Consider the following 16773-nt stretch of genomic DNA (forward strand, 5'->3'; position numbering starts at 1 on the left):
CAAAATTCTAAAAATACCTAAATACTGTTTTTTTATTTTTAAAATCTTATCCTTTTAAGAAAATCAATAGGAATGCTATTACTAACGCATAAATTGCTGATGATTCTGTAATTGCAAGTCCTGTAATTAACGTTTGCATAATATCTTGCTTAGCTTCAGGCTGTCTTGAAACTGCTTCTACTGCATAACCAGTTGCAATCCCTTGTCCTAATCCTGCTCCAGCACCTCCTATTGCTGCAATTCCCGCTCCTAATAAAGCTGCTGCCTTAATTAATTCTACTCCTGCCATTTTTAATCCTCCTAATTTTTATTTTTATTTTTTGTTTAATAAAGTTAATCTTGTCCTACAATACTCTTATTTATACAAAATACTAACTTTGAACATATAAAAGAATTTCAGGACTGCAGTTTTTATTTTATTCCTCTTCACCCAATGCTTCACTTATGTAAACTGATGAAAGTATCGTAAACACAAATGCTTGAACAATGCCAATGAATAAATCCAAATAAAGCTGTATAATCATCGGCCATCCAACTGAAAAGGAGAAACTTCCCTTCAGCATATCATGTGTTAATGACTGAAGCAAACCTCTTCCAACAAGGCTATACAAAAGTCCCACAATTACAAGCCCCGCAAGCATATTTCCAAATAACCGCATTGAAGTATTTAAAACTTTTGAAAAAATATCAACAATATTTAATGGAAACATAAACCACATTGGTTCAAACAGTGATTTTATATATCCTCTTAATCCCTTTTGCTTTATAGATACCGCCAAAAAAAGAATAATTACCACAAGTGATAATCCAATCGTAGTATTTGGATCTGCTGTTGGTGTTCTAAAAAACGGTTTTACCATTTTAACTCCATCTTCACTAACTACCATCATAATATATGGAAATAAAAATGTACTTAAATTTGAAAACATTATAAATGCGAATAATGCTGAAAAAAACGGTATATATGTCTTTTTATGTTTCCCAAATGTAGTTAAAAAAGTATTTTCAATAAAATGATAATATTCTTCCATCACAATTTGCATTTTACTTGGATTTTCAACACTTGCCTTCTTTGTTCCAGCTCTTACAATAAACATGATTATAAGCATAAGTACCCATGTATTAACTACTGTCTGACTAAGTGAGAACTTAAATCCCCCTAGAACAAAATTAAAATAATGTGGAGCTTCTACAACTGAACTTGGTGACTCAAATTTTACTGGTAAAAATGTCGAAATAATTGACAAAATCAAATTTACGACAACCATCATAAGAAATAGGAAGCCTAAAAACTTAAAAATCTTATTTTTCATTGATTTCCCTCCTTTCTCTCAACTTTGAGTAAAGATTAAAAAAACTTTGTTACGTAAATTTATTATACTCCAATTAATTCTTTTTTGCAAATTTTATTATTATTCTATCTAAGTCAATATTTATCGCATATCCCTTATATTTTTTATAAAAAACAGTAAATTATTTAAATCACTTTTAAAATCATTTTCATTTTTTTTCCAAAAAGAATATTAATGGTTTTAACAAATAAAATATAAAAAAGTTCACAAGTTAAAAATAACTTTACCAATATAAATTTTATATGTTTTTAAAATCAAAAAAATATTTTTATAAAATTAATAACACACAAAATTTACAATTTAGTAATCTTAAATTAACTTGTGAATCATACATTATTTAATTTGAGTTCTATTTTATTTTTATTACATTTTATTATTTTATCATTTAAAAAATTGTGTAAATACAGTAATAATACTAATATTAACAAAGTCGATAAATAGTGAACCAACTATTGGAATTACAAAAAATGCCATTTTTGAGTAAATGTATTTTTCTGTAACGGCCTTCATATTTGAAATTCCATTTGGAGTCGCACCTAATCCAAATCCACAATGTCCAGAAACCATTACAGCCGCATCATAATCTGATCCCATTGCCTTAAATGTTATCCAATTCAAATAGAAATAAATTAATATAACTTGTGCGATTAATAGAACAAATACTGGAAGCGCCAAATCAATAAGCTCCCACAATCTTAAAGTCATCAATGCCATTGCTAAAAACAGACTAAGGGCAACATCTTCAAGAATACTTATTTCCTTAATTGGAGCATTCAGAGCTTTTACATTGTCAGATATATTTCTAATAATAGCTGCAATAATCATTGGCCCGATATAAATTGGAAAATGTGCTTCAAAACCTGTAAAACTCATAAGATAATCAATAAACATTGATAAATAGGAACCTATTCCCATTGCTATTAAAATATAGAAAAATGCCATTGAAAAACGTTCTCCATCAAGATAAGGCTTTTGTCTTTTTAAAACTTCTTCATCAATATCTTCATCACCGTGTTTCGTTCCATCTTTTATAAAATGTTCAGGCAATAATTTATATTTGTTAATAAGTCTGCTGGCAATAGGACCTCCCATAGCAGATCCTACGATAAGTCCAAAAGTCGCTGATGCAATTGCAATCGCGTTTGCTCCTTTGTATATTGGACCAAGAGCTTCAATTGTAGGTGCAACAGCTGCTGAAGTACCGTGTCCACCAGTCATTGGAGTAGATCCAGTCATCAATGCCAGCAGCGGAGGAATTCCCACAAATTTTGAAAGTGCAACCGCAACAACATTTTGCATAACACATAATCCCGCCGCAACAAATAAAAATATAACAACCTTTTTTCCACCTTTTTTCAATACTTTAAGACTAGCGTTAAATCCCACACTCGTAAAAAACATTACCATAAAAAACTTCTGAAGCGTATCATCAAATTTAATTTGAGCTACATTCGTCTGCCTAAAAATAAAAACAATTATTGAAAATAAAAATCCACCAATAACTGGAGCTGGAATACAATATTTTTCAAAAAATTGGATTTTTTTTCTAAGCTTCATTCCAATTAAAAGCAGAATAACTGCCAATCCAATTGTCTGGATCATATCCATATTAATTTTCACCATAAAACATTATCACCTCGATCTAAATTTTTTTCACAATAAGTTATTATACTATAAAAGCTAGGAAAGTGCAAATTCTAAAAAAATAAAAAATAAAAAACCAGTATCATTTAGTTTTTGAAAACTCTTCTGATACTGATTTTTCTTGATTTTTTTAATTCCAATTCTAAATAAAAATTGCTTTTTCTAAAAAATTATTGATTTTCAATATTAGCATAAGGCCCTTGAGCTAGGCTGTTTGTAGCATTTTTTGGATTTGTCAGCAGGGACTTGTAACTAAAGAATATACTTCCTTTTACTTCTGGATAAGTTCTGTTGAAATTTACTTGATTTATTAATTCCTTTGCATTTTTCCAGTCGTTTACTTTGTAGGCTGCTTGTCCGATATATAAATCTGTATTGGTCTGTCCAGCATATTTGCTCCACCATTTTACAAGTGTATTATATTCAGCAGCTTTGAATCCTTGATTCCAGTAAATTTGAGGTGCAACATAATCTATCCATCCTTTATTCATCCAAAGTAAAATATCTGCATACAAGTCATCATAATTTTGAACCCCAGCAGTCGTAGCAGAACCTCTTGACGGATCAGTAGAGGCATTTCTCCATACTCCAAATGGACTTATTCCAAATTCCACATTTTCATTTTCTTTTTTTATGGCATTATGTAATTTTTCAATCAGTCTATTTACATTATCTCTTCTCCAGTCTCCAACTGTTGCAAAATTTTTACCATATTTTTGATATTGTGCTGAATCGGGATATTCTTGACCTTTAACTTTGTATGGATAAAAATAATCATCCATGTGAATACCGTCAACATCATAGTTTTTTACAACTTCTACAATACTATCTACAACATAATCATCAACTTCAGGAATTCCTGGATTTAAATAAAGCTGTCCTCCATAAGAAACCGTCCACTCAGGTTTTTTACGTCCAATATTATCCTTTGACAATTTATCTCTTGATCCAGATGTTGAAAGTCTGTATGGATTAAACCAGGCATGAAACTCGATTCCTCTCTTATGTGCTTCTTCCACCATAAATTTTAATGGATCATATCCAGGATTTACCCCTTGAGTTCCAGTCAAATATTCAGACCAAGGTGAATATTTTGATGGATAAAAGGCATCTGCTGTTGGTTTTACTTGAACAAACACTGCATTCATATTCCATTTTTTTACATTGTCAAGAATTGTCAAAAATTCCTTTTTTTGCTGTTCTACACTAAGTCCTTTTTTAGATGGCCAGTCAATGTTGCTTACACTTGCTACCCATACACCTCTTAACTCCCTATTTTTTGTTACTTTTTGATTATTAACTTTCGCCGCATTGTTACGATTTCCCATTATAATACTAGAGGCATTTAATGAGGCTGCCGTTAGAACTGTAATTGCTAATAATGATACTTTTCTTAAAATTGTTTTCACCAGTTTCTCCTTTCTGAATGTTAAATCTTCACTATAATTTTAGTACATTTTTTACAAATTTTCAACATATATTCTAATTTTTTTATTAACAGTATAGTTGTAGTAAATCTAAAAAACACAAAAACATATAATAATTATTATAAAAAAATAGTGAAGTCCAAAAAAGTATCACTATTTTTTTTATTAATTTAAATAACAAAGCTTATAAAATTAGTAGATTAATTTAAATCCAAGTCCACCTTTAACATTTTTACCTTTCGTGTCGTATCCTAAATTTGCTGTTACGCCAAATCCTGTATTTTCTACTCCAATATTTAAGTCAAATTTTCCATTTCCTTTTCTATCCTCTTTTTCGTTTCTCAAATTATACCAATCTGCTGTAGTATAATGAACTCTGGCTTGATTTAATCTATTAAGTTTTCCAAGTTCATTTTCATACGCTGCCAAAAGTCCTACTGAAAGTTGCATTCCCAAAATAAGTGGCTGAACATATTTAAATTCCACTCCAACTTCAGGCTTAACTGAGAAATAGTCATTCCCTTTAATTTCCAAGTTCATTTGACCATTATCTTCTTTTATACTCGTAAATCTTCCATATTCCATTTTTAATGCTCCATAAGGTCTCAAGTAAGTTCTCTCAGAAAATCTTATATCATAACCTAATTTATTTTTTACGGATGCTCCATAAGTATAATAATTAGCCTTAGACTCAAATACATCGTCTACAACCCAGAATTTACGGTGCATATAGTTTGTTCCACCAAATATATCTCCTGCGATTGTCCATCTAAGTGAGCCATTGTGGTCATTTGCTGGCGATATTGTCTTGAACACCCCAGCTTTAATCATAGATTGCTGTTCAATCGATTTTCCTAAATCTTTAAACTTAAATCTATTTGTAACAGCTCCAGTATACCATCCAGAAGAATTACCCATTTTAAGTGCTTCACCTTCATGAACATAAGCAACTCCATAAGCATTACTGTCATAATCTATAACTCCAGCTGTATCTGTTTTATACTCATCTTTCATTCCAAATACCTTAATCTTGTCATTTTGCTTAACTGGATTTTTCCATTCGTTTCGTAAATATTCAATTTCCTTATCCAATTTATTCCCAGTTGAATTAATACGCTCTTGAGTATTCGAATATTCATAACCTTTCATTTCATTTATAGCCTGTACAAATATCTTTTTCTCATCTTTTCTCAAATCGTTCAACTTATTAAAGAGCTGTTTTTCTCTCGAATTTACATTTTCAACTCCATATCTCTGTTCGAGTCCATCTAAAAAATGTCCAGTATCTGTATCATTTTTATTTGCAAAATCAGTATAAGGAATTTTTTCCATATATACAGTTTTTATCGGTGCTGCTACATTTCCAGATTCCACCATCTGTGCTTTCCAAGTCAAACTTGCTGAATCTACATTTACCTTAGCACCAACACTTCCCAAAGCATTATTATATGGCTGTAAAATGTTATCTCCTATTTGAATCGTTTTTGCATTCAAAGAATTGGCAACTTCTGTTCCCATTATTAAATTTATGTCTGTAAGTCCAGGTAAATTATTTAAACCTTGAATAGGATTCGTATAATTTATTCCTGAAGTATCCACATACATTCCTATAGTTGACACTTCTCTTGTTGAAATTGTATTATTATTGCTACTATTATTGTTATTGCTATTATTATCAAGATTATGACCTGTCTGTTCTACTGGCATATTTAATGTTGTAACTCCTGTAAAATCAGAAACAGGCATTTTGGGTATCTGTGGCAAAGCTATGTCTGTGTCAACTCTTGACATTCCAGCTTGCACAGCTGGTATCGGTATTGATACCGGGCTTGGATGCGCCGGAACTTTTACTACCAATTTTTCTGCTACTGTTCTACTAACTGCTGTTCCTACCGAAGATTTATTTGTTGAGTTGTTAGTTCCATGTTCTTGGTACGCACTAGCCGTATTAGTATATACTCCTGTATTGCTACCTCCAACGATATTTATTGTTCCATAATTTTTAATAATTCCTCCATTTGCTACAACTACACCTTTTATTCCAGTACCACTTGGAGTCGGTGCCGTTTTAATTGTTCCATGATTTTCTCCAATAGCATGATCGTCAATATACATTCCAATCGTATCATTACCTTCCAAATCAATAGTACCTCTATTTATTGCTTTTGAACCAGAACCTGAAGCGTACATTCCAACACTATTGTCTTTTGTAACATTAATTGTTCCATAGTTTTCTATTGTCCCCATTGATGCAGTCGTACTTCCTGTCGCCATTCCAATTCCATATTTTCCATTTACTGCATCACTTGGACCGACTTCAATTGTTCCATAGTTTTGACCAATTCCTTGAGATGAATAAATTCCGACATTTCCAGTTCCTGACTTTAAGTTAATATCTCCACGATTTATAAAATCTTGAGATGAATAAATTCCATAACTGTTTTTTCCATCAGTCACAATTTTTGACTCAGTTTCAATTTTTCCACCTAAACTTTGTGGCGCTCTAGAATAAATGTAAACTGAACCTTCTCCAATGTGAACATCACTTGATGCCTTTGTTTTTAAATCTGTCTTAGTATTTGCTGCAGTTATCAAATATCCAACTGAATTTTGCCCAACTTTCATATCTACATTTCCCTTAACAATTGTAGGTTTTGGAGCTACAGTAGCATCATCAATGTATATTCCTACTGCATTATTATTTGACACATTAATTTTTCCTGCAATAAGATTGACATCAGGCCCTTGAGAATAAATTCCTACTCCATCATCACCTACATTTATTGTACCACCATTCATTTCTATATTTCTTGCAAAAATACCATAAGAAGATCGTCCAACATTTATTATACTATTATTTCTTATTCTAGTTCCATTTTCAGTTTCTAATACATAAACTTTTGTCTTTGGATCATCTCCATACATTCCTATTGATTCATTTCCAGGAGTAGTTGCAACAACATTTATTATTCCAAAATTTTTCAAATCAGTATTATTTGTACCATACATTCCAAACGATTGTGTCCCATTTATATTAATTATTCCAGAATGATAAACATGAGTTACAGGGTCTTCACCTTCATAATTTGAAACGGCACCAAAACTAGACCCCATTCCTATCGCATGATTATTTCCATTTATTGTAATAGTACCTTCATTTACACCGACAAGCCAAGCTTTAGATGTAGACGGAACAGATTTTATAGTTGGATCAATACTGTTATTTTTTGTAAATATTCCAATTGCACCATCATCATCCATCGTAATTACACCCCATGGCAAATTCATAATATCTATTTTTCCAAAATTTTCTGGATGTACAGCACTTTTAAAATAAGGCTCATTAGATGGATCTATTGCCAAACCTGTAGAAGGGTCTATTCTATACGAAAGTCCTAAAATTCCAATTGAGTTTTTACCACCAACATTTATTGGGCCAGAACTTACCATATTTGAATTGTTTGTTCCGTACATCCCAACGGCTCTGTCATTATGTGTTGCACCTTGCTCCACTTCCAATTTTCCAGCATTATAGTTATTAAGCCATCCGTAATCAGCATAAAATCCTATTCCACCTTGCCCGGCATCTGTTCTGTCAACAAAAACTCTCCCCTTATTTCCAATTTCTGTTGTCCTATTATTAATTGATTTTGAACTTCCAGCAATTGCAAGTCCCACCGGTGCTAAAAATCTGTCATCTATCGCCCTCATCTGTGCTTTATTTAATTCTGCTTTTACCGAACCATATGCTTCTACATGCAGTCTCGAATTTTGATATAAAAATCTCTTTGTGAACACTTCGCTGTCTGAATCGCTTATCAAATTTGCTTTATCAATTGCCGATTTTATTTGAACTGTCGCATCATCCACCAAAGCATATTTATAGTTTGTCTTTCCATTTGAACTTGTAACATTTACATTTCCCCCAAGAAGCCGACTTTTCAAGCTATCGTTGCCAGCTTTATTTTCCACATTTATAATAAGCGGACTTGTTGAATTTCTTAAATCTGAAACTATTACATCATCAGAAAGCACATCAATATTAGTGGTATTATTAAAACTTATAACATTTGGTTTAGCCTGGTCATAAATATATCCAACAGCTCCTCCATCTAGTACCAGCGTTGCATCTTTCATATCAATGGCACTTGTAGAATTACTTGTGCTGTCAGTATAAAGTGCATACCCATTTCCCTTATATTCCACTTTACTGCCTTGTAAATCAATTTTTGCACCGTTAATTGAAGCAACATTTGTCGCTCCATCTGTAACTTTTATCCAGTTCTTCTGTGCATTAATTTTACCGCCATTATTGGCAAAAAGTCCAAATCCTACGCTTTTCTTAGTTTGAGAATCAATTCCACCTGTTATAGAAATATTTTGTGTTGAAGGGAGAGAAGTTCTGTTCATTGTTATTGTTGCGCCATTATCGGCATAAGCTGCTCCAACATTGTCTACTGATACATTTTTTGCATCAACACGGATTGGATCATAATGAAATTCCAGTCCAGATATTTGTACTCCTGCATTTGTTACTTTTATCGCATTTGTACCAATTATTGAAGGAGAAGAAATAGTATCATTTACAGTAATCTTTGCTCCTTTATCTGCAATAAGTGCTACTGAATTTGTGGCATCTTTTGAAACAACTGCATTTACAGTAACTTCATTATTTGCTTTATTTCCAGCATAAATTGCCATATTTCCCCTGTCATTTCTGCCATCACCTTCAATGCTGACAACATCCCCTTTTACTTTCCCATCTGTACTTTGAACTCCAGAAGCCGAAGTATTACTTCCACCAACTACAATACCAGTATTTTCAAATCCACCTTTTAGTGAAATTTCTCCAGCACCAAGTTTAATACTAGCTCCATCTCCAGTCAATACTCCAATACTATTTTTTACATTTTTAAAAAGATTTATTTGATGTCCATTTTCTATATTTTTATTTGCGGTTGATGTTTCCAAGTCAACAGTGCTAGAAGCGAAAATCCCGTAAGATTTATCAATGTACTTGTCATTATTTATTACAAATCTGCTTGGAATACCAGCTGTAGTTTGAGAATCAATATTTATACTATTTTTTGTTTCAAAAATTTCTCTGGAATTTCCACTAGAATCTCCTAAATTTACAGCAAAATTTCCCACAACTGGACCTGAAGCCTTATTTGGAATTAATTTAACAATTTCTTTTGAATCTTTGTCAATTGGAGCATATAGTCCAATACTGTTATCTCCATATATAGTTAGCGGTGCCCAATCGCCATTTGAAGATTTTGTTTTAAAATCAAGATTTGCAGAACTTATATATTTTCCTGTTTTTAAATATACTCCTACATCTTCTTCACCGTATGTATTTATTTTATTTCTATTAACAATTGTTATTTCTCTCGGATTTAATGTGTCATCGTCATAATATGTACCGCTAGGATTTGGAATTGAATTACTATATGGCTGTTCAAAAAATCCTCCATAATTGTGATTGCTATGATTTCTTGTATAATCCCCATTTGGATTCAAGAAAAAAATCGCAGATTTTTTATTATACATTTCTACTGTTCCAGCATTATAAAAAATTTGTGGATTTCCATTCCCTATAACTGATGGAGAAACCATAAATGCTGCTGAATTAGAATCATATATACCACCATTTACCGAATATGGATGAATTACTATATTACCTTTACTTGTATTTACAACGGAAGCAACTGTCGTATCACTTTTACCTCCAATATGTTCATAGCTATTAGAAAAGGTGACATTTCCACCTTCAATTACGTATGTCCCTGAATTTATAAACGTGTTTCCTTTTGCACTGTTTGTTGTTTTACCAGCAATTTTTATCACATCATCAAAAGCTCTGTATTCTGGTGAAGCCGTTCCTAACTTATCCCCTAATTTATTTTTTTCACTTTCAAGATCAGCCCCACTATGCATATCTAAACGGATAAATCCTTTGACATAATCATTAGGATTATTAGAAGCTCTGGTATACAAAAAACTTTTTCTATTTACTAAAGTTTCTTCCTGTCCAGTTATATTATCTCCACCATTTGTACCATGACCGTTATCATCATCTACAATTGTTTTTATAATTCCTGTCTTTTTGTACGAAATATCTCTAGTATATTTAACATCTTTTACTTTATCGCCACGACCTTTATAATGCCCTTGCCAGTTGTTATAAAATCCATTAATTCCAAATTGCCATCCTCCCCAAGGTGATTTTACAACATGCTCTCCTTGTTCCATAAGCTGAATTAATTCCGAATTTGTTTTTTTTATAAGTTTTTCATTTTCCATTCTTGCCCGTTTAAAGTCTTTTTTCTGCTGTGCAATTGAAGTATTTATCACTTTTGACTGGTTTTCAATCTCGCTTCCATCTGAAAATAGATTAGCTGATGCACCTCTTCCTATCGCACCAGTCAATAAAAATGTAATAAGTGCCGAATCTGTGTATTTAAAATCTTTCACTTTTTTAGCAAACGATTTTAATTCTTGTTTGAGTTCTTTTAAATTATTTGTCATCTTTCTTCCTCTCTAAAAATTAAAAAAATTTATTTAAATTATTTTTTATTTCCTATAATTTAATTTTTTATAATTTTTATAAACAAAACATCAATTTTACCTTTATAACAACCTTTATTTAATTATATAAAAGTTTTTGGAAAAAGTAAACTTTTTTACTAATTTTTTTATAAAAATTATTTTATAATATTCCCATCTAAAAAGCAAATATTTACTTTAATTATCTGAAAATAAATATCAGATTTAATCTACTAAAAGATTTATAATAAATTCGTTATTTTAATAGAATTTAGTATTAATTATAAAAATAATATTATTTTTTATTTTTAAAAAAAAAGATGATCCTAGATTTCTCTAAAATCATCAATTTATTTTTCTAAATTATTTTCCAAAATAAGCTATTGCTTCAATTTCTACAAGTACACCTTTCGGAAGTTTGTCTACAGCAAAAGCAGATCTTGCTGGATATGGTTCACTAAAATATTCTGCATAAATATTATTTACTGTTATAAAATCATCAATATTATCTAACAATACAGTAGTTTTTATTACATTTCCTGTTGTTAATCCGTTATTTTCCAAAATTGCCTTTAGATTTTCAAGTACTTGTCTTGCCTGATCCTCTACTGTAACAGCCTCAACCTTCTGATTTTCAGGGTTAATTGCAATTTGTCCTGAAATGTATAAAAAATCTCCTGCTTTTCTAAATGCTGAATAAGGTCCAACTGCTTCTGGTATTTTTTTCATTTTTTCCCTCCTAAGTTTTTATAATTTGTTAAGTTTACAGTTTTATTTTATCACACTTTTTCAATATTAAAAAGAAATTTATTATTTTTTATTTATTCGGGTGAATATCCAAAGTTCAGTAAATATCTCCAGCTTTCTCCAGGTACTTTTGCAAAACCAAAATAAATTGGTATTGTCAATGCTTTTACTCCAACTCCAAATCTATAACTTTCCTTCACATCGTTACCAAAACTATAACTTTTTCCAGAAATATTCGCCCTTGAATAAGTCGTGTCTAAATATACAAGCTTTGATAAATTATACTGGGCTTTTAGACTTCCCACAAAAATACTTCCTCCACGAATCTTATCAGATGGCATTCCTGCAAATTCCAATGAATTATCCGCCGTTCTTATTCCTCCCATTTTAGGTCTATATGTTTCAGGAATATCTTTTCCGTAGGATGTTAAATAGGCTATACCAGGAGTAATTGTTATTTTTTCGCCAATTGGAATATTAATTTCTCCACCTGCATCTAGTGAGTTAAATTTAGCATGCTTTGAATTCGCCAGTGTGTAATTTGAGAAAAAATAAACTCCTCTTGTTGCAAATTTAAGGCTGTCTCTTGTGTCATAATTTAATTTTGCTTCATAATATGGAAATGGTTTTCTCACATTTTCAGCATTATTTTCATGTTTTTCAACATCTGATATCTGATAACCTCCACCGATTGAAAACAATAAATTTTTATATACTTCTACACCTATTCCTGTTCCAATTTTAAATTTTCTATTTTCAAAACTGAAATATCCATTTTTATATTTTTGATTTTCTATAATATCACGTTTATATTCAAATTCTCCATAAATTACTGCCTTCGAATTTTTCCCAAGTTCTGCAGTTGCCTTACCTTTTACTCCATATTCATTTGCAACCGTTCCTTTTACTGAATATCTAACATTTGTATTATTCAAAAGTTTACTTCCTTGGAAACCTACATTTACAGTAGCCAAATCCTCATTATTTATATTTCCAGAAAGTGTTAAATAATCGCTTGGCTTTTCCTGAACATTTATTATCAGGTCATTATCCTTCACTTCATAATAAACAGTTGTAAAATCACCATTTTGATAAATATTATTAACAATTTTTTCCATATCCAGCCTAGTTAAAGTTCCGAGTTTTTTAGGGAAAAATTTGTCAAAATATGTTCTTGTATATTTTTTATTTCCATCAATTACAATTCCGGTAATATTATACTCATCCTTCCAAGTTCGCCTAAATTCTTTACGCTTTTCCTCTAACTTTTCATAAAGCTCAGGATTTGACAATTTTCTAATTTTATCTATGTTTGCTCTTGCCACAGCCTCCCCAGCCGCAATAATTTCCTTAACTTTTGAAAAATCATAAGACTCAAATTTTTCCAAATCAGGTTTCATATACAAATCAAGCATACGAATTTGCCGTTCTACTTCCTGTCTTCCCGCAATTGTTGTAGTATCTGTAATTACATCAATCAGATTCATTTTTGATTCATCCCTTTTTGTAAATCCATCTCCCACATTCACTCCAATTGTATAATCAGCACCAAGCACCTTTACATCTTGAACTGGCAAATTTCGCACTACTCCACCATCAATATAAAGCCTTTTCCCATCTCGTATTGGAGCAAAAACTGATGGAATTGACAAACTTTCTCTTATTGCCGTTGCAATCGATCCCTTATCAATCATCACACCTTCCCCAGATTCCAAATCAGTCGCAACTGCCGCAAATTTTCTTGGAAACTTCCTAAAATCTTCAACTCTCAATGCACCATAAAAAAGTTCATTTAACCTCTGACTAGCTGTCTTTCCTCCAACTACTCCACTCGGTAATTTCGGCATAAAGTTTTTTATCGGAATTACCGTGCTGTTTTTATCCTCAATTGAATTTCTTACAGCTCCCTTATCCTTCCTTTCAATTTTATCACTAAAAAGACTCATCCAGTCCATACTAATCGCTATTTCTTCAATTTCCTCCGGAGTATAACCAACACTATACATTCCTCCAATAATACTTCCCATACTTGTTCCAGTTACATATTCTATTGGCACTTTTTCTTCATCCAAAACTTTTAATATCCCAATATGAGCAAGCCCTTTTGCTGTTCCACCACTAAGTACCAGTCCAATTTTCTTATCTTCCTGATTGACAACATTTTTTTTATTAATATCACTTTCTTCATTTTTAAGATTATTTTTCAAATTTTTATTATTTTTCAAATCTACATCTTTTCTCAATCCAGATTCTTGTTCTTCATTATTTCTATTATCATTGTTATTTTTTAAATCTTTATCATTTCCATTTTCCAAAACAATATAATTTTCAGATTTTTCAATTTTTTCATCTTGACTCTCTTTGTTTTTAGAAAATCCAAAAATATTTACCAATAGAAAAATGACAAAAAAACAAATTACTCTTTTCTTTCCAATCACCGCCTAATCTCCTCCATTCTTTACTTACATTTGATTATTTATTTCAATAGTACAAAATCAGGAAACTTAGGGTAATTTCCTGACTTCTAAACTTATTTAACTTATAAAATATTTTTATTTTTCAATTCTTCTCCCAATTTAGTATAAGCAAGCAAGAAAACTTCTTTAAGTCACTTTATTTTAATTTTTCATAAAATTTTTTACAAAATTAATAACTTCCTCAACCTTAACCTCAACACTTTCTCCAGTTGCTCTATCCTTAATTTCCACAATTCCAGAAGATACACCTTTTCCAGCTACAATTTTAAGCGGGAATCCAATTAAGTCAGCATCTTTAAACTTAAATCCTGCTCTTTCATTTCTGTCGTCTAAAACAGCATCAATATTTTCATTTTTCAGCGCCTCATAAATTCTTTCAGCAACATTTACTTGAGTTTCATCTTTTACATTAGCAATAATCACATCTGCAATATACGGTGCAATTGATTTTGGCCAAATAATTCCATATTCGTCATTTTTTTGCTCAATTACTGCTGACATCAGTCTTGAAACTCCGATTCCATAACACCCCATCAAAATAACTTGCTGCTTTCCATTTTCATCTAAAACTTTCGCATCTAATGCTTTTGAATACTTATCTCCCAATTTAAAAATATGTCCAACTTCCATTCCACGAGCAATTTTTAGTACACCTTTTCCATCTGGCGAAATATCTCCCGCTCTAGCCGTTCTAATATCAGCAACCACATCATAATGCAAGTCTTCCAAATTAACATTAATAAAGTGATAATCCTTTTTATTTGCTCCCAACGCAAAATTTCTCACATATTTTACAGTTTCATCAATAACAACTGTAAGTCCTTCCTTTTTCTCATAAGATCCCGCAAATCCAGGAACAATCCCAAATTTTTCACATTCTTCTTCAGTCATCATTTCCAATTCCATCGAAGCATTCACTGCATTTTTCAATTTAATCTCATTTATATCTAAATCTCCACGAATAAGTGCCAATACATAATTTACCTTATCTTCCAACACTTCCTTCAACATAACCGCCTTAACAGTTTTTTCTTCTGGAATATTCAAAAATTCCGACAATTCCTTAATTGTCTTGGTATTAGGCGTTTCCACCAATTCTTTCGGCAATTTTTCCTCTGTACTTTCTTTCAATTCAATAATACTCGTAGCTTTTTCAACATTTGCAGCATAATCTGATGAATCACTGTATAAAATATCATCTTCTCCATTTTCAGCAAGTACCATAAATTCATTTGAAGAATCTCCTCCAATCGAACCTGAATCTGCATCAACTGCTCTAAATTTTAATTCCATTCTTTCTAAAACTCTAGAATACGCATTTTTCATATTCAAAAATTCTTCATCCAATGATTCTTTTGTCAAGTGAAAACTATAAGCATCTTTCATTAAAAATTCTCTACCTCTCATTAATCCAAATCGTGGACGCATTTCATCTCTAAATTTTGTTTGAATTTGATACAAATTTACAGGCAATTCCTTATACGAACCAATCATATTTCTCACAATATCAGTTACCACTTCCTCATGTGTAGGCCCCAACGCAAATTCTCTTTCATTCCTATCTTTCATTCTCATAAGTTCAGGACCATAAGCGAACCATCTCCCAGACTCTTCCCAAAGTGAAGCCGGTTGCAAAACTGGCATAAGTATTTCCTGCGCACCAGCTCTATCCATCTCTTCTCTAACAATTTTTTCAATTTTCTTCAAAACCTTATACCCCAATGGCAAATAACTATAAACCCCTCTCGTCAACTGTCTAATCATAGAAGCTCTCAACATCAATTTATGACTTATTACTTCCGCTTCTTTTGGCGCTTCCTTATATGTTTTTAAAAATGCCTTTGATAATCTCATATCTTCTCCTTCTATATTTATTTTTTTATTTAAATAAAGTATTTGTAATGCTTATATTGTATATTTTTTTTTGACTTTTAGCAATAGTTTTTTGAAAAATAAATTTTTTGAACCTGAATATTTGGAATTTTAGGAAAGATATAGTATAATTATTTTAGAGAATATAATAAAATTAAAATTAAAAAATATTGTATTAATGTAATTTATAAATTTTTACAAACAATTAAAAAAAGGAGTGATTCAAAATGAAGAAACTTGTTTTATTGGGATTATTAGTATTTTCAGCCTTTGGAATAGCAGAACCTTACAGAGATGAAAGAGGGGTACTTTTTATGTCTGAAGAAGAATGGGTAAAGTTTTATAATAAAGAAGGACAAGATGTGCCTGTATGTCTTCCAATCGGATCTATGATTATGGAAGAAAGCTATATAAAAGATGGCAAAAAAATGCCACATACTTTAACTGAAGTCCAAAATGCAATCAAACAATTTAACGAAATACTAGGTGAAACAGGGCTTCGTGATATTAATGGCGAAAAAGACAAAATTCATGAATTTTACTATGCGGCAGTATGTAAACAACCTACACAAAAGCAATATGATTTAGTCGGATCGCCAACATTTAAAAAAGAAATGGACAGAATTTTTGAAACTCATAAATTTGAAGAAGATAACTAAAAATAATATCTACTTATTTTTTTATGTCTATTAAAACATCTTTCAA

At 31.2% G+C, this 16773-nt stretch carries 9 protein-coding genes; 1 reads left to right on the forward strand and 8 read right to left on the reverse strand.

Annotated features, from left to right (window positions below):
* Positions 1–46: 46 nt before the first annotated feature.
* From atpE to FVE73_RS08095, 8 genes are all read right to left on the reverse strand, one after another.
* Positions 47–289, reverse strand: a complete 243-nt coding sequence (gene atpE / locus FVE73_RS08060) for an ATP synthase F0 subunit C (protein WP_018498559.1) — start codon at positions 287–289, stop codon at positions 47–49.
* A 127-nt stretch (positions 290–416) separates the two neighbouring features.
* Complete coding sequence (atpB, locus tag FVE73_RS08065; RefSeq protein WP_018498560.1) at positions 417–1313, reverse strand: F0F1 ATP synthase subunit A; 897 nt, start codon at positions 1311–1313, stop codon at positions 417–419.
* Positions 1314–1733: 420 nt separating this feature from the next.
* The gene (gltS, locus tag FVE73_RS08070) at positions 1734–2975 is read right to left on the reverse strand and encodes a sodium/glutamate symporter (RefSeq protein ID WP_018498561.1); all 1242 of its coding nucleotides are present in this window, start codon (positions 2973–2975) and stop codon (positions 1734–1736) included.
* Positions 2976–3166: 191 nt separating this feature from the next.
* Positions 3167–4405 (reverse strand): glycoside hydrolase family 10 protein, encoded by a 1239-nt coding sequence (locus tag FVE73_RS08075; RefSeq protein WP_018498562.1) that lies wholly within the window; start codon positions 4403–4405, stop codon positions 3167–3169.
* A 210-nt stretch (positions 4406–4615) separates the two neighbouring features.
* Entirely contained in the window at positions 4616–10954 is a 6339-nt protein-coding gene (locus FVE73_RS08080) for an autotransporter-associated N-terminal domain-containing protein (protein WP_018498563.1), read from the reverse strand.
* Between the two features lie 381 nt (positions 10955–11335).
* A complete protein-coding gene (locus tag FVE73_RS08085; protein ID WP_018498564.1) occupies positions 11336–11701 on the reverse strand; it encodes a Rid family detoxifying hydrolase in 366 nt (121 codons plus the stop codon).
* 92 nt (positions 11702–11793) lie between these two features.
* Complete coding sequence (locus tag FVE73_RS08090) at positions 11794–14157, reverse strand: patatin-like phospholipase family protein (protein ID WP_018498565.1); 2364 nt, start codon at positions 14155–14157, stop codon at positions 11794–11796.
* Between the two features lie 180 nt (positions 14158–14337).
* Positions 14338–16050, reverse strand: coding sequence for a proline--tRNA ligase (locus FVE73_RS08095; RefSeq protein ID WP_018498566.1), 1713 nt, complete (start codon positions 16048–16050; stop codon positions 14338–14340).
* A gap of 245 nt (positions 16051–16295) precedes the next feature.
* Between FVE73_RS08095 and FVE73_RS08100 the strand changes: the two genes are divergently transcribed.
* On the forward strand, positions 16296–16727 hold the full coding sequence (locus tag FVE73_RS08100; protein ID WP_018498567.1) for a hypothetical protein: 432 nt from the start codon (positions 16296–16298) through the stop codon (positions 16725–16727).
* Positions 16728–16773 lie beyond the last annotated feature (46 nt).

Source organism: Leptotrichia wadei (assembly GCF_007990545.2).
Lineage (GTDB): Bacteria > Fusobacteriota > Fusobacteriia > Fusobacteriales > Leptotrichiaceae > Leptotrichia > Leptotrichia wadei.

Coding starts and splice junctions, on each gene's coding strand:
- atpE (WP_018498559.1), bottom strand. CDS start 289: ATGGCAGGAGTAGAATTAATTAAGGCAGCAGCTTTATTAGGAGCGGGA.
- atpB (WP_018498560.1), bottom strand. CDS start 1,313: ATGAAAAATAAGATTTTTAAGTTTTTAGGCTTCCTATTTCTTATGATG.
- gltS (WP_018498561.1), bottom strand. CDS start 2,975: ATGGTGAAAATTAATATGGATATGATCCAGACAATTGGATTGGCAGTT.
- FVE73_RS08080 (WP_018498563.1), bottom strand. CDS start 10,954: ATGACAAATAATTTAAAAGAACTCAAACAAGAATTAAAATCGTTTGCT.
- FVE73_RS08085 (WP_018498564.1), bottom strand. CDS start 11,701: ATGAAAAAAATACCAGAAGCAGTTGGACCTTATTCAGCATTTAGAAAA.
- FVE73_RS08095 (WP_018498566.1), bottom strand. CDS start 16,050: ATGAGATTATCAAAGGCATTTTTAAAAACATATAAGGAAGCGCCAAAA.
- FVE73_RS08100 (WP_018498567.1), top strand. CDS start 16,296: ATGAAGAAACTTGTTTTATTGGGATTATTAGTATTTTCAGCCTTTGGA.